Below are 20,703 nucleotides of genomic sequence, written 5' to 3'. Positions count from 1 at the left end.
ATGATTTCAATTAATTTTTAAGTATTTGTGAGTTTGAAGGCTCAATTTCCAATCGGGGTTATTTTTTACGAAATCAATAGCAAGAGAAAAACCATTCGCATTGTTCCATGCTGGCTGTAAATAAAAAATTTTATTTTCTTTTTTTAAGCCATCTTCGCTTTTAGAGAGTTGATCTTGTTTTAAAGTTTCTTTTTTTATTTGAATAGCAAATTCGATATCTTCTATTCCATTTATGATTATTTTGATTTCATTACAGTTTTTTAAAAAATAATTTTTTGGAGGTGAGTGTCTTTTAGGAGATAAAGTAATCCAGTCAAAGCTTCCTGAAATCGAATTTACTCCACTTGTCTCAATATGAATCTTCATTGGCTTTGTTTCTTCTCCCATTTTCATTTTTTTTATGGCTTTGCAAAAATTATCCAAGTTATGTTGTAAAGGTTCTCCGCCTGTAATAACGCAAAAAGATGCTCCTTTTTCTCTAGCAATTTTTATGCGATCTATTATTTTTTCAATTGGTATAGAAGGGTGTTTTTTCTCGTCCCATGAATTCTTGGTATCGCACCAAGAACATCCAACTTTACATCCGGCTAATCTTACAAAAAAAGCACTTTTTCCAGCGTGATAACCTTCACCTTGTAATGAATGAAATTGTTCGACTAAGGGTAAAAAATTTGTCATTTACATTCAAAAAAATAAAGAATATTAATTTGATTGAGTTAACTTATCTTGAGAGGCTTTTATTAAACCTTTAAATAAAGGATGAGGTTTGCCAGGTCGTGATAAAAACTCGGGATGATATTGACACGCTAAGAAGTAAGGATGATTTTCTAACTCAATTAACTCAACTAATCTGCCATCTGGTGATGTACCACTAATTTTGTATCCAGAATCTAAAAAACTTTGTTTGTAGTAATTATTAAATTCATATCTATGTCGATGTCTCTCATAAATAACATCCTCATCATATAAGTTTTTTCCAGTTGTATTTTTTGTCAATCTACATGGATAGACTCCAAGTCTCATTGTTCCACCTAAATCAACTACATCTTCCTGTTCTGGTAATAAATGTATCACTGGATTGGGAGTGTTTGGGTCTAGTTCTGAACTAGATGCATCTGGAAGATTAGCTATATTCCTGGCCCATTCTATAACTGCACATTGCATACCAAGGCACAAACCTAAAAAGGGAATTTTATTTTCTCTTGCGAATTTTATAGCAGAAATTTTTCCATTTACTCCTCTATTGCCAAATCCCCCGGGTACGACAATTGCATCAACCTCATTTAAGTAAGTTTCTGCTGAATTTTTTTCTATCATTTCAGCACTTACCCAATGTAAATCTAATAAAGCCTTTTGTTCAATGCATGCATGTCTTAAAGCTTCAACAACGGATAAATATGCATCTCCAAGTTCAATATATTTACCCACTAGAGCAACTTTGATAGGAGCTCCAGGATTTCTTAGGTTGTGTATTAGTTGCTCCCAATTTTTCAAATCACATTTTTTATCTTCAAGGTCTAAATACTTCAGGGTTTCTTTACATAAACCTTCTTTTTTTAAAGAAAGAGGTACAGAATAAATACTGTCTGCGTCTAAAGCTTCAATTACAGAGTTGATACTCACACCGCAAAAACCACTAAGCTTCTTTTTAAGAGCTTCATTGATAGATTTATCACTTCGGCATACAAGTAAATCTGGCTGAATTCCAATTGATCTTAATTCTTTAACTGAATGTTGTGTTGGTTTAGTTTTTATTTCGCCAGAGGTTTTGATGTAAGGAAGTAATGTTACGTGTATGTATGCAACATCGTTCCTATTGACATCATTTTTGAATTCTCTTATTGCCTCTAAAAAAGGTAGAGATTCAATATCACCAACTGTTCCACCAATTTCAGTAATAATAATATCTGCATTACTGTTGGAGGCTACTCTATGAATTCTTTCTCTTATTTCTCCCGTTATGTGAGGTATTACTTGCACAGTTCCACCGTCATAACTACCTCTTCTTTCTTTATTGATAACTGCTTGATAGATAGATCCTGTAGTCACACTATTTAACCTAGTCATTGCAGTATCAGTGAATCTTTCATAGTGACCTAAATCTAGATCGGTTTCAGCCCCATCTTCGGTTACAAATACTTCTCCATGTTGGAAAGGGCTCATCGTGCCTGGATCAACATTTAGATATGGATCTAGTTTTAATATTGAAACACTGTATCCCCTAGACTTTAATAATCTTCCTAAGCTTGCAGCTACAATTCCTTTACCAATGCTAGAAACTACTCCCCCGGTGACAAATACAAATTTTGACATTAAATATTTTTAATTAAGCACATCCTCCTTATATTTTATTTAAACAAAAAACTTTTAGAACATCCATATATATTCTTATTCATCAATTGTTATTTCAATATTTAATTCTTTTAATTGTGATTCAGAGACATTTGAAGGTGCATTTGTGAGAAGACATTTTGCTTGTTGATTTTTTGGAAAAGCAATGGTTTCTCTGATTGAATCTGCACCAATGATCAGCATGGTAATTCGATCTAATCCAAACGCAATCCCACCATGAGGAGGAGCACCCATTTCTAAGGCTTCTATTAAAAATCCAAATTTTTCATCAATCTCTTTATCAGTAAGTCCTACCGTTTTCAGAACCTCTCTTTGTAAGTTAGCTTCATGAATACGTAAAGAGCCACCTCCTAACTCCAATCCATTAAGAACTAAGTCATAAGCATTTGCTGTAGAGCTCTCAATTTCTTTTTTCAAGTTTTCAGAATCTTTAGATTTTATATTTTTTGGTGAACAAAAAGGATGATGTAAAGCTTCATATCTATTTTCCTCTTCATTTCTCTCAAACATCGGGAAGTCAGTTACCCATAAGAAATTCCATTTACTTTTATCAATGAGATTTAAGTCTTTTGCGATATATTGTCTAACCCTATCTAATGACTGATTGACAATTTGTTTATCTCCAGCTCCTAAGAGGATTAAGTCTCCATCTTTTGCTTCTGTGATTTTTAAAATATCAGCTGTATGCGCTTCACTTAAATTATTTTTAATTGCCCCAATAGTCTCAAGCTCATCTCCTTTGACCCTTATAAAGGCCAAACCACCTGCTCCTGCATCTTGAGCTACTTGGAAGATATCACCTCCTGGTTTAATTCTTACGTTGCTAATACTTGAATTACCTCCTTTGACTGTAATGGATTTTATAGAACCTCCAGATTTAATTGCCTTGGTGAAAATATTAAATCCAATATCACCTAATACTCCTCCTAAATCTTTTAATAACATTTGATATCTAGTATCTGGTCTATCAGTGCCGTAATTATCCATTGCTGCCTGCCATGACATTCTTGGAAAAGCATTATTAAAATTAATATTTAACACTTCTTTCCATATTTTTTTTATGAGACTTTCATTAAAAGAAATTATTTCTTCTTCACTAATAAAGCTCATCTCAATATCTAATTGAGTAAACTCTGGTTGTCTATCTGCTCTTAAGTCTTCATCACGGAAACATTTTGCGATTTGATAATACTTGTCCAGGCCTCCAACCATTAAAAGTTGTTTGAATAGTTGTGGGGATTGAGGTAAAGCAAAAAATTCTCCATTTGAAAGACGTGCAGGAACAAGAAAATCGCGAGCACCTTCTGGAGTTGATTTTGTAAGTAATGGGGTCTCTACTTCTGTAAATCCAAAATTATCAAGAAATTCTCTTGCAACTTTAATAATCTTATGTCTTGTTTTTAAATTTTCTAGTAATTTTCCCCTTCTTAAATCAAGGTATCTATACTTTAATCTGAGTTCCTCTTTTGTATTTTCATAATCATGTATAGATACTGGAAAAGGTAAGTTTTTTTTAATTTGGTTGAGAATTTGCAAATCTTTAACCTTAAGCTCTAACTCTCCAGTACTTAAATTTGTATTTATGGAATCTTTGGGCCTTTCATTAATAATTCCGCTAACCATTATTACTGTCTCATTTCTTAGAGTTTCTGCTTGATTAAATAAATCTGCACCATCATCGGGGTTAATTGTGATTTGTAGGAATCCACTATGGTCTCTTAAATCAATAAAAATTACACCACCATGATCTCTTCTTCTATCTACCCATCCGCATAAATTAACTAATTTACCAATATCTGTATTATTGAGTTCTTTGCAAATTTTGTTTCTCATCTAAGTATGATTTATTTATCAATAACTTATAATAATTCTTTAAGGGTAAATTTAGTTAATAATTTTTTTTATAAAACGCTCTTTTTGTTATAACCCCTTTGAATTTTTTGCCTCTTATTAATATTTGCACTTCATTATTTATTGAGGCATGCGCAGTATTGATGTATGCAAAAGCTATAGCTTGTTGTTTAGTTGGAGACCAACTGCCGCTTGTGATAGTTCCAATATTTTCTTCACCTTTAAAAACTATGCAACCTTTTCTTCCTATTGCTTTACCTTCTATATAGAGACCAACTAACTTTTTTTGAATACCTAATCTTGACTGCTCTTCAAGAAATCTTCTTCCGAAGAATTCGTGATTATTTTCTAGATGTACTAGCCAACCTAACCCTGCTTCATATGGAGAAGTTTCTTCATTTATGTCTTGACCATAAAGATGCATGCCTGCTTCAAGTCTAAGAGTATCTCTAGCTCCTAAACCACAAGGTGCAACATTTTTGGAAATTGAGAAATCCCATAAATTAGTTGCTGCTTTTTTAGATAAAAGTATTTCTAGACCATTTTCTCCTGTATATCCTGTCTTTGAAAAGAAAATTTTTTCTTTAGGCGAAATATGTTCAAAAATTTTATATTCGCATCCAAAGTTAGGGATATGTGAGATCGAAGATTCAAGCCATTCTTCAAATAAATCGAATGAGTTTTTGCCCTGTAGTGCTAAAAGTACTTTGTCTTTTTTAAAGTTTGTTATTGAAATTTCATATTTATTTAAATTATTCTTTATCCACTGAAAATCTTCTTCATATCTACTTGCATTAACTATTAACAATAATTCTGATATGTCATTTTCTTGTATACCAAGGTCATAAATTATTAAGTCATCAATTATTCCTCCTTTATCATTGAGCATTACTGTATAAAGCCCCTGCCCTTTAGAAAAGGAGTATAAATTAGTAGGAAAAAATTTTTGAATATAATCCTTTGGATTGATTCCCCTAACAGATATCACACCCATGTGAGAAATATCAAATAATCCTGCTGAAGATCTAACTGATTCATGCTCTTTAATTAATCCTGAAAATGATATGGGCATTTCCCAACCTGCAAAATCCACTAATTTTGCATTGGATTCAACATATTTTGAATAAAGAGGACTTTTTAGCAAATCCATGAATTATTTAGTTTTTATTTTGTATTTTTACACTGTAGTTTAGAAATTCTTTATTGCATATTTTCTAATGACAAAATTAAGCTTCTAAGTACTTTGGCTGCCACTACGCTACTTACTCCGCTTTTATCAATTTCTGGAGATAATTCAACAATATCTGAAGCTACAATTCTAAGGCCTTTTAAAGTTTTCAGTATTTCTTCAAAATCATTCCAAAAAAATCCTCCCGGTTCTGGAGTGCCCGTCCCTGCTAATAAACTGGGATCAAACCAATCTAAATCTATTGTTAAATAGATTGGAGACTTAGCGTATGGTAGAAGAGCTTGTTTTAAATCATCTGCATTTTCGCCTGGACAAAAGTGAACTAATTGGTTGTTGTGATGCATAATTTCAAATTCTTCCTTGGTCCCACTTCTAATTCCTACTTGCAAAATTTTCTTTTCAGGTAGCACTTCTAAGCATCTTTTCATAGTACAAGCATGACTATGTTCATTTCCTATATATGATTCTCTTAAATCTGCATGAGCATCAAGTTGAACCAATATCAAATCTGGATATTTTTTTACTAATGCTTCAATAGCACCTCTTGTAATAGAGTGTTCGCCGCCAAGCATAATAGGACTTAGGCGTTTACTAATTAAATAATTTGTTGCTGATTTAACCGATTCAATAACGGACTTTGAGTCATTTTTATTAATTTGTATTGATCCAAAATCAACATACATAATATCCTCTAAGTCTTTTTTTATTTTTGGACAATACGTTTCTAAACAAGTACTAACTTGTCTAATTGCTTCTGGACCAAATCTTGCTCCTGGTTTAAACGAACATGTCCCGTCATAATTAACTCCAAATATTCCAATTGAGCAATTCTCAGGACTTCTTTTTGCTCCCATATAAATTGCATTTTCGTTATCAAATAAATTTTTTGTCATCTTATGAATTTAGTTCTTTTACAATTTTATTTGGCATCATTTTGAATGCTGCATTTTGAAAATTTAAATTCCAAATTTCACATCCTTTTTCTATTTTTACGACTTCATCATAATTTTGCTTTGATAAATTTAGATCTTCTGAAGAAGCAAATGTCCAACTCCAAATCCCGCTTGGATATATAGGCACAAAGGAATACATAGTTTCAGAAACTTTAAATATATTTTTTAGGGTTTTCAAAATATTTATGTGAATCTTTTTGAAGGATTCAGGAGATTCGCTTTGCGTTGCTAATATCCCAACTGGTGAAAGTATTCTTTTACATTCTTTATAAAAAGAATCTGAAAATAATAAATTTGAAAATTCTGAGGGATCTGAACAATCTATAAATATAACGTCGTAAAAATTATCTCTTGTTTTTTTTACCCATTTAACGCCATCATCAACATGTATTTCTAATCTTTTGTCATTCCATCCTTCGCCTCCAATTTCTTTTAGAAATTTTTTTGATATTTTGATTACCTCCTCATCAATTTCTACTAGATCAATTTTTGATATTTGAGAATATTTAATGCATTCTCTTACAGTACCACCGTCACCACCGCCAATAATTAGTACATTAGATTTTTCGTCAATGCTACTTAAAGCAGGATGCACAAGACACTCATGATAATATTTCTCGTCTTTTAATGATGTCATCCAGCAACCATCTAACATTAAAGCTTTACCATAATATTCATTTTCAATAACAATAATTTCTTGATATTTTGAGGTTTTTTTAATTAGGATTTTTCCATTTAGGCCGAATCTTGAGCCTTTATGATATTCATCTATCCATGTTTTAGTATTTGTCATTTGCTTTTAGGAATTTTTCTCGCCAGTTTTTGTTTGGCTATTTGCCAAAGCCGTTGAAAGTCTTTAGGAGTTTGTTTTTTAATATTATCTCCTGCATGCTCTTCGATGATTGAAAATCTGTCTAAAAATTTTATATTAGTTTTTTGAAGAGCTGATTCAGGATTAATCTTTAAAAAGTTTGAGAGATTAAGAAGGGTAAAGTAAATATCCCCAAATTCATTTTTTATCTCTGAATCATTTTTACTTTTAATTGCTTCCTTTAATTCATTAATTTCTTCTTCTAACTTTTTAAAAATCTGATCAGTACTTTCCCACTTGAAACCATGTTCTTTAACGATATTTGTGATTTTATCTGTTCCAACCGTTGGCGGTAAATTTTTAATTTTCAAATTTAAATTTCTACTAATTGAAGATTTCATATGAGGTGCTTCTTTTTCTAAATTTTTTATATTTACCCAAATCTGTTGTGATTTTTTTAATGATACTTTTTCTTTTTTGTTAAAAATATATGGATGTCTATAAATAATTTTCTTGTTTAGATTTTTTATAACATCATTTAGTGTAAATTCTTTTTCTTCGTAACCGATTTCAGCATGAAGCATTACTTGTAATAAAAGATCTCCTAACTCCTCACATAAGTTATCTGCATTGTTTTCATATATCGCCTCTATAAATTCATTACTTTCTTCATATAAAAATGGGATCAACGATAAATGAGACTGTATTTTCTGCCATGGGCAGCCCCAAGTTTTATCTTTTAATGCTTTGATATTAGATATTAAGATTTTAAAACTATTTATAGTCTCTAAATCGGAATTGTTTTCCAATTTATATCTATTGTTTGAGGACATAGGATATATATTTTATTAATTAAATTTTGCCTCAATCATGAAATATTTAAATACTTAGTATAAATTTTTCAACTTCATCTATTAGAATGATTTATTATAAGGGCGATTAGCTCAGCGGTAGAGCGCCTGCCTTACAAGCAGGATGTCCCTGGTTCGAACCCTGGATCGCCCATTTATTATTTTTCTAATGACTGAGATCGTCAATCTTTCAATCAGTCAAAGTGCTGCTTCAGAACTATCTAGGCAAGCTTCTTTTGGAGGTTCTCCTGGAGAAATGTCGATTGATTTAGTAAAGGATAAAAATTGTTCTGAAGGATGGATGCATATTAAATTAAGGCCAGGTACATGTAATGGATCCCCTATTTCAAGAACTGAAGGAGTAACTTTATACGCGGATGTAAAAAAGTTTAATTTACTGAAAGATTTAAAATTAGATTATTACGGTGATTTGAGCGGTGGTGGATTTCTTATTTCAACACCAAAAAATGCAATACGTTGTTCTTGTGGTTCTGGTTTCAAACTTTTGTAGAATGGATGTGTCTTTTTTGCAAACTAATATTATTTTCAATAATTAGCTGCTCTCAAGATAAAATAAATAAAAAGTTTATTGAAATAAAATTTGCACATGACAGAGATGAATGATCAATTATCTTTAGAGAATTATTCACCTTTTGAAGTAGAGAAAAAGTGGCAAGAAAAATGGGAAAGTCTAAAGGCGTTTAGTCCTAACCCTGAGGATGATGGGGAGCCTTTTTGTGTTGTTATTCCGCCACCAAATGTAACTGGATCTTTGCATATGGGGCATGCATTTAATACGGCTTTGATAGATGTTGTAGTACGTTTTCAAAGACTTTTAGGTAAGAATGTTTTGTGTTTGCCGGGAACTGATCATGCTTCAATAGCTGTTCAAACTATTCTCGAAAAACAATTAAAAAGTGAAGGCAAAACAAGCGAGGACATTGGAAGAGATGAATTTCTTAAAAGAGCATGGAACTGGAAAGAACAAAGTGGTGGAAGAATAGTTTCTCAATTAAAAAGGATAGGATATTCAGTTGACTGGACTAGAGAAAGATTTACTCTTGATCAAAAATTAAATGAAGCAGTTATTGAGGCTTTTAATATTCTCTATAGAAAGAATTTAATTTATAGAGGCGAATATTTGGTTAATTGGTGCCCTGAATCTCAATCTGCCGTAAGTGATCTTGAAGTTGAAATGCAAGAAGTAAATGGTCATTTATGGCATTTTAAATACCCTTTAATTTCTGAAAGTGGTGAACAGTTAGATAAGTATTTAGAAGTTGCAACAACAAGACCAGAAACTCTTTTGGGTGATACTGCTGTGGCAGTTAATCCTGATGATGATAGGTATAAAGAATTTATTGGTGTCAAAGTAAAAGTTCCTTTCGTTGATAGAGAAATACCTATTATTGCTGATTCACATGTTGATAAAGATTTTGGTACGGGTTGTGTGAAGGTTACTCCAGCCCATGATCCAAATGATTTCGCAATAGGAAAAAGGCATAATCTAAAACAGATTAATGTAATGAACAAAGATGGAACTTTAAATATTAATGCAGGTATTTTTCAAAATTTAGATAGATATGAGGCTAGAAAGAAAATTATCAAAGAATTGGATAACTTAGGCCTTTTGACAAAGATAGAGGATTATAAACATACTGTTCCTTTTTCTGATAGAGGTAAGGTGCCAATTGAACCCTTATTGTCAACACAATGGTTTTTGAAAATGGATGATATATCACAAGGATGTCTTCATGAAATTTATTCAAAAAAACCATCGTTTATTCCTCCACGCTGGGAGAAAGTTTATAAGGATTGGTTAGAGAATATTAATGATTGGTGTATTAGTCGGCAATTGTGGTGGGGGCACCAAATACCAGCTTGGTATGTTTTAGATGAAGCTCAAGACTCAATAGAACAAAATACTCCATACATCGTTGCAAGAAATGAAGAGGATGCCTTAATTGAAGCTAATAAAAAATTTGGATCAAATATTAAATTGGTTCGTGATAAAGATGTTTTGGATACATGGTTTTCAAGTGGTTTATGGCCTTTCTCAACTCTTGGTTGGCCAAATACAAATGATCCTGATTTTAAAAAATGGTATCCAAATAATGTTCTTGTTACTGGTTTCGATATTATTTTCTTCTGGGTGGCCAGAATGACAATGATGGGGAATACTTTCACGAATAATATTCCTTTTAAGGATGTTTATATTCATGGTCTAGTTCGAGATGAAAACAATAAAAAAATGAGTAAAAGTTCAGGTAATGGTATTGATCCAATACTATTAATTGATAAATATGGTTCTGATGCTCTGCGATTTGCTTTAATTCGAGAAGTTGCAGGTGCTGGACAAGATATCCGGCTTGATTTTGATAGAAAAAAAGATACCTCTTCAACTGTTGAAGCTTCAAGAAATTTTGCGAATAAATTATGGAATGCAACTAAATTTGTGTTAATTAATAAAACTTCTAACAATAATGATTCGCTTAATGAGAGTGATGAACCTTCTTTAGAGTTATGTGATAAGTGGATTTTATCGAAATTGAATCAGGTAAATATAAAAGTCGCTTCTTTATTGAAAGAATATAAATTGGGAGAATCTGCGAAACTTCTATATGAATTTACGTGGAATGATTTTTGTGACTGGTATGTAGAATTTGCTAAACAAAGGTTTAATAATAAAGAAACTAATAATAGACAAATATCTGAAAAGGTTTTAATAAAAGTGCTCAATGATATTTTGGTGATGATTCATCCTTTTATGCCGCACATTACTGAAGAACTTTGGCATGTACTGCAACTTAAATCAGATAAAGAATTATTATCTCTTCAAAAATGGCCAACCCAAGAAAATAAATTTGTTGATAATAAGCTTGATAATTCCTTTCAACAACTCTTTGAAATTATTAGATTGATTAGAAATTTGAGAGCTGAATTAGGTCTCAAGCCATCAGAAAAAGTTCCTGTTTACTTGATTTCAGATAATGATGAATTGATTGATTTTCTAAAAATTTTAGTTGATGATATTCAAACCTTAACTAAATCTTCTGAAGTATTTATTTTTAAACCTAATGCTGTTGATAAAAAAGAGTTTGCTAAAGCTTTTTCTGGGATAATTAGTGATTTAGAGGTTTACTTACCTTTTCAGGATTTTGTAAATATAGATGCATTACAGGAAAGGCTAAAAAAGGATTTAAAAAAGGTGACTATTGAATTAGATAATTTAAATAAGAGATTATCTAATAAAAATTTCGTGGATAAGGCTCCAAAAGATATTGTTGATGAATGTAGATTTAAATTAAATGAGGGTTCGGTACAAATGGAGAGAATTACTAAAAAACTCGAGCTTTTGAATTGAGAATGAATATATTTCTTGAAAATATTTATAATTTGTCTTTTTTTTTTAATACTGGAATTGGGATATTTTCGTTTGTTTGCATTTATATTTTAATTGTTTTATTAATACTCCCAGCTTCTTGGTTATCTTTATTATCAGGTTTTTTATATGGCTCATATTTAGGATCAATTATCGTTTTTTTCTCCGCTTCCTTAGGAGCATCAGTTGCTTTTTTTGTATCAAAAAGTTTTTTTGCAAAAAAGCTAAAAAATCTTTTTAGTCGTTATCCAAAATTAAGTGTTATGGAAAAAGTAGTAGAAAAAGGCGGACTTAAATTAATTTTTTTAGCAAGATTATCTCCGATATTTCCTTTTAGTATTCTTAATTATTTTTATGGTTTGAATAATGTTAAATTTCGAGATTTCGCTATTGGTCTTTTTGGAATAATTCCAGGAACTTTTCTTTATTGCTCAATAGGTAGTTTGGCAAAAAATATCCAGGAGCTAAAAAATGTCCAATCACCAAATAATTTATATATGACTATTGTTGGAATTATTTCAACTTTTTTAGTTGTATATTTCTCAGCTAAATATTCCAGGGAATATTTTGAAAAATTCTAAGAATTTACTCTTTAATATTCCAATCTCTAATAGATGCAATTAAGATAAACCACAAAAGCCTAAATTTACCTAGTAGAGTTTTGTTGGCTTCTAATTCGATATATTTTGCTTGTCCACAAGGTGTTTTTATGAAGTTGAAAACTTTTTTCTTTGTCATAAGTCTCTCTTAAAGTCCTGATGATTATTCTTACATTTTATAGACAAGATTTTTAGTTTTTTTACTTAAAAACCACATTCTTCATAGACTACTTTGTGGAATACTATTTTTTAAAATTTAAACTTTTTCTCCAGCTTTAAATCCTCTAAAGCATTTGAATCTAGGAAACCTCAGACTAAAAGTCACCGCATCCTTGGATTTAGTTTTAGCATCAGCCCTGATTTCTACAAGTTGACCAATCAGTTGATTCCGTTTTGACCAATATTCTTCACGTTGGATATCACTAAATCCGCTTCCACAACTAAGACTGTATTCATGCCCATCATCTTCACCTTCTACTAGTACAGCTCCTAGTCTACCTTTATTGCGACCTGTGCCTTCCTCAACAGATACAACCTTTAAAGTGACTTCAATGAAAGGTTTTGCTTTTAACCAACTGTGTGTTCTTTTACATTCATACATTGCATCAGGATCTTTAATCATTACTCCTTCATATCCACCCTCCACAGCAGATTTATTCAGCTCTACAAATCTTTTCTGTCCCTCATTGGTGTCGAGGTCTACATTTTCCCAGTCAAGTGTTTTTATATGTCTAAGAAGTAAAGAATGTTTAGCTACCCATTCTTTTACTAATAAACTTCTTGCTGTTTGACTAGTGTTCCATCGCCCTTTTTGGAAGTCTTCAAGGGGACATAAGTCAAATAGATGTAGAACTGCGTCTTTTGTTTGTTTGCCATCTTTTCTATGAACCTGTTTCATTAAATCCTGAAAGTTAGCGCTCATTACTTCACCATCTAGGACTAAGTCATGAGGTGCAGGATCTTCTTTTAAGACGTTTTCTATTTCTGAGATAATATGACCAAAATTATGGAATTGTTTCCCATTACGAGAAAACATTTCTACTTTATTTTTTCTAATAATAGTTAAGACGCGCACACCATCTAATTTGATTTCAATTTGCTTTTTTCCTATCATTTTTTTTTCATGATTTGCACTGTCATGAGCTAAAGGACAAGAAAAAATAGGAATCGCATATTTGGGAAATTTCTTGGCTATCTTGTTGATTGTTTTTTCAGATACACCACATCTAAGATCTTTAATTAAAACTCGTCTATAAAATCCATTCCACTCTTCTTTTGTGGCAGATTCCATAGCCGTAAGAATTGCATCGCGAGCAGCGTGACCAGTAAGCTCTCTTTGAATAAGCTTATTTGCTAATTCCCTAAAATCTTTCCATAAAAAATTTTGACTTTTTTCATTCTCTTTTTCAGGAACAATTTTTACACCAAAAGTTACCAATGGATCAAGTGCCATACGGATGCCCTCAAAAAAATCATCTAAACCATCTTCCATTGCTTCTGAGATGATTTTCTCTTTATCTAATCTACTTGGATGTAATTCTAGTTGATTTATTATCTCTTCTTTAAACAATTCTTTTTGCCTCACAAGAAATTATTAATTCACTTTTGCTATTCTGTCTATTTTCCAATCATTGTCAGTTTTTGCGAAAGTAAAATCTAATGGGAGCTCATCTTGTTTATCTTCTGATTTTAAATTCAAAGTTATTATGATTTGATCTTCTTGGACTCTAGGTCTTCCTGATTTTAAATTTCTATATTTATTGAGGTTTAAACTAGCTAAAAATTTAAGAAAGTCTTGGCGCTTCACATGCGTTTTATAAGTTTTTGTAGTTAAACCATACGCTGCATCAATTCTGCCAGCAGCTATTTGATCAAAAAACTTTCTCACTAATGGATTAATTCCTCTGGCGCTTATAACTAATTTGACTGCATTAAAAGTCCAAAAAGAAACTAGTACAGCTCCGCCTACTAATAATGCTTTAATTCCGATATCTTTAACTAGTGTTGCATCCATGTTGATTTAAGTTTTTTATTACTTTAAGAAAAGAAATCGTTTTTGATGGCTTTTTTTGTCAAAATAATACTAATTTTAATCCATAATGCCTGTAATTCCTCTTTTACCTTTATTTCATAAATTTAATAGCCAATATTTTGAAAATTCTCTAGCGGTTAATAATCAACCATTAGTAAAAGTTAGATGGAGTGATAATAGATTAAAAACTACTGCTGGTTTTTATAAAAGAAAAAGAATTAATGGTCTTGTAGATTCTGAAATTATCTTATCGAAACCTATTTTGAGTAAATTATCTAATAGTGAAATAAACAGTACTTTATGTCATGAAATGATTCATGCATGGGTAGATAGGATATTAAAAAAAAATGAGATACATGGTCCAAATTTCTTAGAAAAGATGAATGAAATTAATGAGAAAGAGAAGAATTTTCAAATTTCTGTAAGGCACTCATTTCCTATTGAAAGGAGAGAATTAAAATACATAGGAACTTGTCAAAATTGTGGTGAGAAATTTTTCTACAGAAAAAGAATAAAGAATATAGCCTGTAAAAAATGTTGTGTAAATTTCTTCAATGGATCATGGAATAAAAAGTGTTTAATTTTGTTTGATTAGAAATAATTAGATGTGTTTTTGTTTCTATCTTTGGAATTATTTATTTTTTTAATGTAATTTATATTTTAAAAAGAACAATAATTTATGGATTCAAGGAGAATTAGAAATCTTAGAAATAGTTTTGATAGAAATATTGTTGATAAACAAGTTGATAAAATTTTTGAAACTGGAAGACAATTCGTTGATGGAGTATCTGGTGCTAGGCCAGGTAAAAGAAGGAACTCAGATTTTCAAGGAATAACAAGTAAGAGTGTTAAAAAAGTAGGAAGATGGGTGTCTAAAAAAGTGGATTTATTTTTTGATGAAGAAAATGATGATTGGAATGATGAGAATTTTAATGATGATCAAAGCGATATTAAGACATTTTCTAGAGAATCAAATTCTTATGAATCTACTACAAAGTATTCAAAAAGACCTTTAGAAGCAATATCTTTAAGGCAACCAAAAAATTTACAGACAACTGAGCAAAAAAAATTACCCTATTTGAAAGAGAGTAAGGATGAAGATTGGCCAGATGAAATGGATTTCAAGGTTGAAAGATGGCAAAGAGCTTCAGAAAATGAGAATAATACTTCGAGAGATCAATCAATCCAACAAGTTCAATCAAAATCAAGAAATCTTCCCAGATCAAGAAGAAGAAGAGTATAGTTTGGTAAATTCTTTAATTCCTGAATAACCCAGTAAAGTTTCTAAATTTGGATTGAAAACCTCCCTTATAATTGTTAAGGGTTTTTTGTCTCGAAAAAATCTGTAATTTCTTGACCAGAATGGACCTTTAAAGCAAAATTGATCTTCTAACCATTTTGCATTGACAAGTGAAATACGATCAACTTCTCTAAATAATTCTGATCTGTCTTGTGTCAAATTCTTCCAAATTGGCTCTTCTTTGGCTTTTAAATTTTCATTCACTTGATCTGCATTCCACCAACTTTCTGCCCATGCTAGGTTTTTATTATTGCTTTTGATCCATACCTGTCTTCTAATTAAAGGGCCTTTTAACTGATTCAATTCTTTAGGGCCTTCTTTAGTGGATAGAGGATCTAATTGCATTGAAATTAATTTAATTTTTGTCTCTTGATTAGTTAAAAGCTGCAGATGTCTAGTTGGACTTCCATCCCCAAGCAGCATTAATTTCCATGGACCAGATATTTTTGGTAGTGAATTCTTCACTAAAAAATTAGAGGCTTTTTCTTCCCATAAAATTTTTGGAGAGTTAAAAAGTTTATTATTCAGTGCTCTGACGGAGTGCTTTTAAGATGATAACTTTTTTTTAGCAAAAATATTTGCCTTATCTTTTTTTATCTCTCTTATTTTTAGCCAAACAAGTAAAGCAGTTAAATCAGCTTTGCTAACCCCAGGAATTTTTGAAGCATCACCAAAATTTTTTGGCTTTATCTTATTCAAATTTTCTCTAGCTTCTAAAGATAATGTATCTATCTTTTCATAATTTATTTCTAGAGGCAGAGATTTACAGCTTTGACGATTTATTTGTTCAATGTTGTTTTTTTGTCTTTTAAGGTAACCCTCGTATTTAATATCTATTTCAACACCTTCTTGTATTGAAGAAGCTATATTTTTTTCAGTCAAATTATATTTAATTAAATCTGAATAATGAAAGTTTGGTCTTTTTAAGAGTTCTTTCAAAGTTATTGAGCCTTTGATTTTTGATCCCGTGGCTAATTCTAGTTTTTTTGATATTTCATCCGTGTTTTTTAATCGAGTGTTTTTTAATCTTAATTTCTCTTCTTCTAGGAGTCTCATTTTTTCTTGATAGACCGACCATCTTTTCTCATCAATTAACCCTATTTCATAACCTAATGGGGTTAATCGCCTATCTGCATTATCTCCTCTAAGGGTCAACCTATATTCACTCCTGCTAGTGAGAACTCTGTATGGTTCTTTGAGATCTTTGGTAATTAAATCATTGATCATTGTTCCTATATAACTGCTTTCTCTGGTGAAGATTATTGGGTCTTTTTTGTTTAGTTTTCTTGTAGCATTGACTCCTGCAACTAACCCTTGTGCTGCTGCTTCTTCATAACCAGTAGTCCCATTAATTTGTCCGGCGCTAAACAAATATTCAATTTCTTTCGTTTCTAGTGATGTTTGGAGCTGTGTTGCAGGTATATAGTCATACTCTACAGCATATGCTGGACGCAACATTTTACATTCACTTAATCCCGGTAAGGTTCTTAAAAGTTTTAATTGAATATTTTCGGGTAAACCTGTAGAAAATCCTTGCACATATATTTCAGGAGTATTAATTCCTTCTGGTTCTAAGAAAATTTGATGTGATTCTTTATCAGCAAATTTAACGATTTTATCTTCAATAGAAGGACAATATCTTGGCCCCTTACTATCAATAAAACCGCCGTAAATGGGTGTTAAATGTAAATTGTCTCGAATTAGTTGATGTGTTTCGGTAGTTGTTCTTGTGATGTGACAACTAACTTGGGGCATATTATTTTTTATATCTGGGTCAAAAGAAAAATATTTATCTGCTGCAGTACTTGGTTGTATATCTAATTCATCAAAAATGATACTTCTTTTATCAACTCTTGCTGGAGTTCCTGTTTTTAAACGTTCTGTTTTGATACCAATTTCGTGTAAATTTTGGGTAAGTCCTTTTGCTGCTTGTTCGCCCGACCTACCAGCTGACATTGATTTATTTCCTATCCATATTCTTCCTTCTAAGAACGTGCCAGCTGTGATGATAACTGATCTAGCTGAGTAATAACTACCAAAGAAAGTCCTTACACCTTTTATTCTTTTTTTAAAGATTTTTTTTGAGTTCAATCCAATTTCTTCAGTTTTTGCAATATCCAGTTCAGTAATCATTGCTTCTTTTAAAGATAAATTATCTGTATTTTGTAGTATTTCAATCATCTTTTTTGAGTATTCTCTTTTATCTGTTTGAGCTCTTAATGCCCATACAGCTGGGCCTCTACTTGCATTTAATATTCTTTTTTGTATAGCTGTTTCATCAGCTAATTTACCAATAATTCCACCTAATGCATCAACTTCATGTACCAACTGACTTTTTGCCGGCCCGCCAACTGCAGGGTTGCAAGGTTGCCAGGCAATCCTATCTAAATTGATTGTAAATAAGGCTGTAGAAAATCCTAATTTTGCTGTTGTTATAGCTGCTTCGCATCCTGCATGTCCTCCTCCAATAACGATGACGTCAAAAGATTCATTTGTTGAGTGATTATCATGCATTTTAGGAGCGATTTAATTAGCTAAATTCCTAAATCTCGTAAATTGAGGTTCAAATAATAATTTAACAGTTCCTACGGGTCCATTTCTATGTTTAGTGACAATGATTTCTGTAATTCCTCTATCTTCAGTCTCCGGATTATAGTATTCATCTCTATAAATCATTAATACTAGATCTGCGTCTTGTTCAATAGATCCTGATTCTCTTAGATCGCTTAACATTGGTCTTTTATTTGTTCTAGACTCAACCCCTCTACTAAGCTGAGATAAAGCTACTACTGGTACTTTTAATTCTCTGGCCATGCTTTTAAGACCTCTCGTTATTCGTGAAAGTTCTTGCACTCTATTATCAGGGGTTGATCCTTCCATCAACTGCAGATAATCAATCACAATTAATCCAAGTTCTTTTTTTTGTTCAGCTATTAATCTTCTGCACAGAGATCTCATCTCTAGAACACTTAAGTTAGGCTTGTCATCTATAAAAATTGGTAATTGACCTAATGAATTGATACCTTCTCCGAGTAATGGCCATTCATCTTGCTGTAATCTTCCTGTTCTTAGCCTTCCACTTTCGATTCCCACTTCCATAGAAAGTAGTCTATATGTCAACTGTTCTTTACTCATTTCAAGGCTAAATACACACACAGGTAAATCTTGAGATTGTGCAACATTTTTAGCCAGATTAAGAACCATTGAAGTTTTTCCCATTGAAGGTCTACCAGCAACAATTATTAAATCACTTCTTTGAAAACCTTGAGTCATTGCATCAAGATCATAGAAATTTACTGGAATTCCAGCTACTGAAGTACCTAATGATCTTGACTCTATTTCATTGAAAGTACTTGTAAGGATTTCAGCGGCTTGAGTCAGACCTTTTGAAGGTTTTTCTTGACTGATTTCAAATATTTTTTGCTCTGCTTTATCTAGAACTTCATTAGTATCTTGAGTTTGATCAAAACCTAGTTGAACCACTTCATTCCCAGATCTAATAAGTTGCCTTCTCATGAATTTGTCGTTAATTAAATTAGCAACTTGTTCTATAGAAGCTGTAGAGGAAACATTTTCAACTAGCTCTACAAGTTTGCTATTCCCTCCAATTTTTTCTAGTGATCCATTATCTGCTAACCAAGCACTCATTGATGTTAAATCAGTTGGTTTTCCCTGGGTATGCAACATTAATGCTGTTCTATAAATCTCTTGATGGGCATTTATATAAAAAGCTTCAGGTTTAATTAAATCTGCAATTCTTCCGATCGCGTCTGGATCAAGAAGTATGCCACCAAGAACAGCTTCCTCTGCTTGAACGTTTTGAGGAGGAACTAATCCAGCATTTTCACTATTAAAATCCTTTTTAAAATTTTTATTTTGCCCATTATTTGGAAAAGGTACGGAAACCATATCTTTAATTGCTTAGATATATACTCTGGCTACTTTTCAAAATAATGCAACAAATTGATTAACTTGTTACTTCAATATTTACTTCTGCATTTACTTCTGGATGTAATTTTATTTTTGCAGTAAAGGAACCTAAATTATGAATATCAGGAACAGTAATGTTTCTTCTATCAATTTCTTTTTTAGTAGCCGCTTCTATCGCTTCGGCAACATCACCATTGGTAACTGTTCCAAAAAGGACACCATCTTCTCCAACCTGTTTTTTGATAGTGAACCTACCTATTGTAGATAATGCAGTTTGAAAATCTAAAGCTTCTTGCTTTAATTTATCAGCAGCGATTTTTTCTTTTTCTTTCTTCCTTTCAATTTGTTTAAGGACAGCTGGTGTTACATTCATTGCCTTGCCATAAGGTAATAGAAAATTTCTTGCGTATCCAGGTGCTACTTCAACTAGATCTCCTTCTTTACCCAGTGATGCGATTGATTCAGTTAATGCGACTTGTACTCTTTTAGCCATGAAAATATTAAACAATATAGTTAATAATACGACCTAGAGGGTAACTTTACTTTTTTTGCAAGACCAAATTTCGCAAGAATCTTAATATGTTCCCATGTTATATCTATCTGACCTCTAAATAATCCTTGTTTTGCAGAATTGGGAAATGCATGATGATTGTTATGCCAACCTTCTCCAAAGGTTAATGCAGCAACCCACGCATTATTTTTAGATGAATCACCACTTTCAAATGGTGCTTTACCCCAACAATGCGTCGCGGAGTTTACTAGCCAAGTTACGTGATAAACAACCACAAGCCTCAATGGGATTCCCCAAAGGACTAGAGCCCATCCTCCAACTCCTAATTTTTGACCTATTGCGTACAAAGAAAGTCCAATAGGAATTTGTAAGAGTAAAAAATATTTATTTAAAAATCTATAGTATGGATCCTTAATTAAATCTGCACTTAGTTTTGGAACAGCTTTTAGTGCTTCTACGTCTTTAAACATCCAACCCATATGACTCCACCAAAACCCCTTTTTACTATTGTGATGATCTACTTCAGTATCTGAAAAAGAGTGGTGATGCCTATGTAAACCTACCCAATCTATTGGTCCATGCTGGCAACTTATAGCTCCACAGGTAGCAAAAAACCTTTCTAACCATCTTGGTACAACGAACGATCTGTGTGATAACAATCTGTGATATCCAAGGGTGACTCCTAAACAAGCAGTTACCCAGTAAAAAAATAATAATGAAGTGACAGCAGGGAGACTCCAAAATTTTGGTTGTAAAGCTACAAGGGAAAGAATATGTATGGCAACCATAAAAACTATTGTCCCCCACGTTTTATGTAGTCTGGGAGGATATCTTTTTGAATGACTGGAAGGTTCCAGTAATTTTTCTGAGAGTTCTATAACTTTTTCAGTTGGAACAGGTTTTTTTAATTTTGCTGTTTCTTGGAAAATTACTGAATTCATG

General features: G+C 31.9%; 20 protein-coding genes and 1 tRNA gene. 6 read left to right on the top strand and 15 right to left on the bottom strand.

Going from position 1 to position 20,703, the window contains the following annotated elements:
- Nucleotides 1–6: 6 nt before the first annotated feature.
- The 7 genes from JJ844_03475 to mazG form a co-directional block, all read right to left on the bottom strand.
- On the bottom strand, nucleotides 7–678 hold the full coding sequence (locus JJ844_03475) for a 7-carboxy-7-deazaguanine synthase QueE (protein MBO6974735.1): 672 nt from the start codon (nucleotides 676–678) through the stop codon (nucleotides 7–9).
- A gap of 24 nt (nucleotides 679–702) precedes the next feature.
- On the bottom strand, nucleotides 703–2,313 hold the full coding sequence (locus tag JJ844_03470) for a CTP synthase (protein MBO6974734.1): 1,611 nt from the start codon (nucleotides 2,311–2,313) through the stop codon (nucleotides 703–705).
- A 75-nt stretch (nucleotides 2,314–2,388) separates the two neighbouring features.
- The gene (aspS, locus tag JJ844_03465) at nucleotides 2,389–4,185 is read right to left on the bottom strand and encodes an aspartate--tRNA ligase (GenBank protein ID MBO6974733.1); all 1,797 of its coding nucleotides are present in this window, start codon (nucleotides 4,183–4,185) and stop codon (nucleotides 2,389–2,391) included.
- A 55-nt stretch (nucleotides 4,186–4,240) separates the two neighbouring features.
- Nucleotides 4,241–5,353, bottom strand: coding sequence for a glycine cleavage system aminomethyltransferase GcvT (gcvT, locus tag JJ844_03460; GenBank protein ID MBO6974732.1), 1,113 nt, complete (start codon nucleotides 5,351–5,353; stop codon nucleotides 4,241–4,243).
- A gap of 50 nt (nucleotides 5,354–5,403) precedes the next feature.
- Entirely contained in the window at nucleotides 5,404–6,285 is an 882-nt protein-coding gene (speB, locus tag JJ844_03455; GenBank protein MBO6974731.1) for an agmatinase, read from the bottom strand.
- 1 nt (nucleotide 6,286) lies between these two features.
- Complete coding sequence (gene speE, locus JJ844_03450) at nucleotides 6,287–7,138, bottom strand: polyamine aminopropyltransferase (GenBank protein MBO6974730.1); 852 nt, start codon at nucleotides 7,136–7,138, stop codon at nucleotides 6,287–6,289.
- Nucleotides 7,135–7,989: a nucleoside triphosphate pyrophosphohydrolase gene (gene mazG, locus JJ844_03445; GenBank protein ID MBO6974729.1), complete on the bottom strand. Its 855-nt coding sequence runs from the start codon at nucleotides 7,987–7,989 to the stop codon at nucleotides 7,135–7,137. The genes speE and mazG overlap by 4 nt, the downstream gene beginning before the upstream one ends.
- Before the next feature lie 100 nt (nucleotides 7,990–8,089).
- Between mazG and JJ844_03440 the strand changes: the two genes are divergently transcribed.
- The 4 genes from JJ844_03440 to JJ844_03425 all read left to right on the top strand — a co-directional run bounded on the left by JJ844_03440 (nucleotide 8,090) and on the right by JJ844_03425 (nucleotide 11,970).
- Nucleotides 8,090–8,161: transfer RNA gene (locus JJ844_03440), tRNA-Val, on the top strand.
- A complete protein-coding gene (locus JJ844_03435; protein ID MBO6974728.1) occupies nucleotides 8,132–8,518 on the top strand; it encodes an AIR synthase in 387 nt (128 codons plus the stop codon). Before JJ844_03440 ends, JJ844_03435 begins: the two co-directional genes overlap by 30 nt.
- A gap of 96 nt (nucleotides 8,519–8,614) precedes the next feature.
- Nucleotides 8,615–11,371, top strand: coding sequence for a valine--tRNA ligase (locus JJ844_03430; protein ID MBO6974727.1), 2,757 nt, complete (start codon nucleotides 8,615–8,617; stop codon nucleotides 11,369–11,371).
- Nucleotides 11,372–11,373: 2 nt separating this feature from the next.
- Nucleotides 11,374–11,970: a TVP38/TMEM64 family protein gene (locus JJ844_03425; protein MBO6974726.1), complete on the top strand. Its 597-nt coding sequence runs from the start codon at nucleotides 11,374–11,376 to the stop codon at nucleotides 11,968–11,970.
- A gap of 4 nt (nucleotides 11,971–11,974) precedes the next feature.
- Here the strand turns inward: JJ844_03425 and JJ844_03420 are convergent, their stop codons facing one another.
- The 3 genes from JJ844_03420 to JJ844_03410 all read right to left on the bottom strand — a co-directional run bounded on the left by JJ844_03420 (nucleotide 11,975) and on the right by JJ844_03410 (nucleotide 14,002).
- Nucleotides 11,975–12,127 (bottom strand): hypothetical protein, encoded by a 153-nt coding sequence (locus JJ844_03420; protein ID MBO6974725.1) that lies wholly within the window; start codon nucleotides 12,125–12,127, stop codon nucleotides 11,975–11,977.
- A gap of 117 nt (nucleotides 12,128–12,244) precedes the next feature.
- Nucleotides 12,245–13,558, bottom strand: coding sequence for an ATP-dependent DNA ligase (locus tag JJ844_03415; protein ID MBO6974724.1), 1,314 nt, complete (start codon nucleotides 13,556–13,558; stop codon nucleotides 12,245–12,247).
- 24 nt (nucleotides 13,559–13,582) lie between these two features.
- The gene (locus JJ844_03410; GenBank protein ID MBO6974723.1) at nucleotides 13,583–14,002 is read right to left on the bottom strand and encodes a hypothetical protein; all 420 of its coding nucleotides are present in this window, start codon (nucleotides 14,000–14,002) and stop codon (nucleotides 13,583–13,585) included.
- A gap of 85 nt (nucleotides 14,003–14,087) precedes the next feature.
- On the opposite strand from JJ844_03410, the gene JJ844_03405 reads away from it, so the two are divergent.
- A complete protein-coding gene (locus tag JJ844_03405) occupies nucleotides 14,088–14,615 on the top strand; it encodes a SprT family zinc-dependent metalloprotease (protein ID MBO6974722.1) in 528 nt (175 codons plus the stop codon).
- Between the two features lie 84 nt (nucleotides 14,616–14,699).
- The gene (locus tag JJ844_03400; GenBank protein ID MBO6974721.1) at nucleotides 14,700–15,263 is read left to right on the top strand and encodes an RNA helicase; all 564 of its coding nucleotides are present in this window, start codon (nucleotides 14,700–14,702) and stop codon (nucleotides 15,261–15,263) included.
- Here the strand turns inward: JJ844_03400 and JJ844_03395 are convergent.
- From JJ844_03395 to JJ844_03375, 5 genes are read right to left on the bottom strand one after another with little or no spacing between them, the layout of a single operon-like run.
- Nucleotides 15,243–15,818 (bottom strand): chorismate lyase, encoded by a 576-nt coding sequence (locus JJ844_03395; GenBank protein MBO6974720.1) that lies wholly within the window; start codon nucleotides 15,816–15,818, stop codon nucleotides 15,243–15,245. The genes JJ844_03400 and JJ844_03395 overlap by 21 nt on opposite strands.
- Before the next feature lie 48 nt (nucleotides 15,819–15,866).
- The gene (gene mnmG / locus JJ844_03390; GenBank protein MBO6974719.1) at nucleotides 15,867–17,834 is read right to left on the bottom strand and encodes a tRNA uridine-5-carboxymethylaminomethyl(34) synthesis enzyme MnmG; all 1,968 of its coding nucleotides are present in this window, start codon (nucleotides 17,832–17,834) and stop codon (nucleotides 15,867–15,869) included.
- Between the two features lie 12 nt (nucleotides 17,835–17,846).
- Complete coding sequence (dnaB, locus tag JJ844_03385) at nucleotides 17,847–19,229, bottom strand: replicative DNA helicase (protein ID MBO6974718.1); 1,383 nt, start codon at nucleotides 19,227–19,229, stop codon at nucleotides 17,847–17,849.
- A 58-nt stretch (nucleotides 19,230–19,287) separates the two neighbouring features.
- Entirely contained in the window at nucleotides 19,288–19,743 is a 456-nt protein-coding gene (rplI, locus tag JJ844_03380) for a 50S ribosomal protein L9 (GenBank protein MBO6974717.1), read from the bottom strand.
- A 20-nt stretch (nucleotides 19,744–19,763) separates the two neighbouring features.
- On the bottom strand, nucleotides 19,764–20,702 hold the full coding sequence (locus JJ844_03375; GenBank protein ID MBO6974716.1) for a fatty acid desaturase: 939 nt from the start codon (nucleotides 20,700–20,702) through the stop codon (nucleotides 19,764–19,766).
- Between the last annotated feature and the right edge of the window lies 1 nt (nucleotide 20,703).

It is taken from the genome of Prochlorococcus marinus CUG1435 (genome assembly GCA_017644375.1).
GTDB lineage: Bacteria > Cyanobacteriota > Cyanobacteriia > PCC-6307 > Cyanobiaceae > Prochlorococcus_A > Prochlorococcus_A marinus_AH.
This window is presented reverse-complemented; position numbering and strand designations above follow the sequence as displayed.

Coding starts and splice junctions, on each gene's coding strand:
- mnmG (MBO6974719.1), bottom strand. CDS start 17,834: ATGCATGATAATCACTCAACAAATGAATCTTTTGACGTCATCGTTATT.
- JJ844_03435 (MBO6974728.1), top strand. CDS start 8,132: ATGTCCCTGGTTCGAACCCTGGATCGCCCATTTATTATTTTTCTAATG.
- JJ844_03375 (MBO6974716.1), bottom strand. CDS start 20,702: ATGAATTCAGTAATTTTCCAAGAAACAGCAAAATTAAAAAAACCTGTT.
- JJ844_03430 (MBO6974727.1), top strand. CDS start 8,615: ATGACAGAGATGAATGATCAATTATCTTTAGAGAATTATTCACCTTTT.
- JJ844_03420 (MBO6974725.1), bottom strand. CDS start 12,127: ATGACAAAGAAAAAAGTTTTCAACTTCATAAAAACACCTTGTGGACAA.
- dnaB (MBO6974718.1), bottom strand. CDS start 19,229: ATGGTTTCCGTACCTTTTCCAAATAATGGGCAAAATAAAAATTTTAAA.
- mazG (MBO6974729.1), bottom strand. CDS start 7,989: ATGTCCTCAAACAATAGATATAAATTGGAAAACAATTCCGATTTAGAG.
- rplI (MBO6974717.1), bottom strand. CDS start 19,743: ATGGCTAAAAGAGTACAAGTCGCATTAACTGAATCAATCGCATCACTG.
- JJ844_03400 (MBO6974721.1), top strand. CDS start 14,700: ATGGATTCAAGGAGAATTAGAAATCTTAGAAATAGTTTTGATAGAAAT.
- JJ844_03475 (MBO6974735.1), bottom strand. CDS start 678: ATGACAAATTTTTTACCCTTAGTCGAACAATTTCATTCATTACAAGGT.
- speB (MBO6974731.1), bottom strand. CDS start 6,285: ATGACAAAAAATTTATTTGATAACGAAAATGCAATTTATATGGGAGCA.
- speE (MBO6974730.1), bottom strand. CDS start 7,138: ATGACAAATACTAAAACATGGATAGATGAATATCATAAAGGCTCAAGA.
- JJ844_03410 (MBO6974723.1), bottom strand. CDS start 14,002: ATGGATGCAACACTAGTTAAAGATATCGGAATTAAAGCATTATTAGTA.
- JJ844_03405 (MBO6974722.1), top strand. CDS start 14,088: ATGCCTGTAATTCCTCTTTTACCTTTATTTCATAAATTTAATAGCCAA.
- JJ844_03425 (MBO6974726.1), top strand. CDS start 11,374: ATGAATATATTTCTTGAAAATATTTATAATTTGTCTTTTTTTTTTAAT.
- aspS (MBO6974733.1), bottom strand. CDS start 4,185: ATGAGAAACAAAATTTGCAAAGAACTCAATAATACAGATATTGGTAAA.
- gcvT (MBO6974732.1), bottom strand. CDS start 5,353: ATGGATTTGCTAAAAAGTCCTCTTTATTCAAAATATGTTGAATCCAAT.
- JJ844_03470 (MBO6974734.1), bottom strand. CDS start 2,313: ATGTCAAAATTTGTATTTGTCACCGGGGGAGTAGTTTCTAGCATTGGT.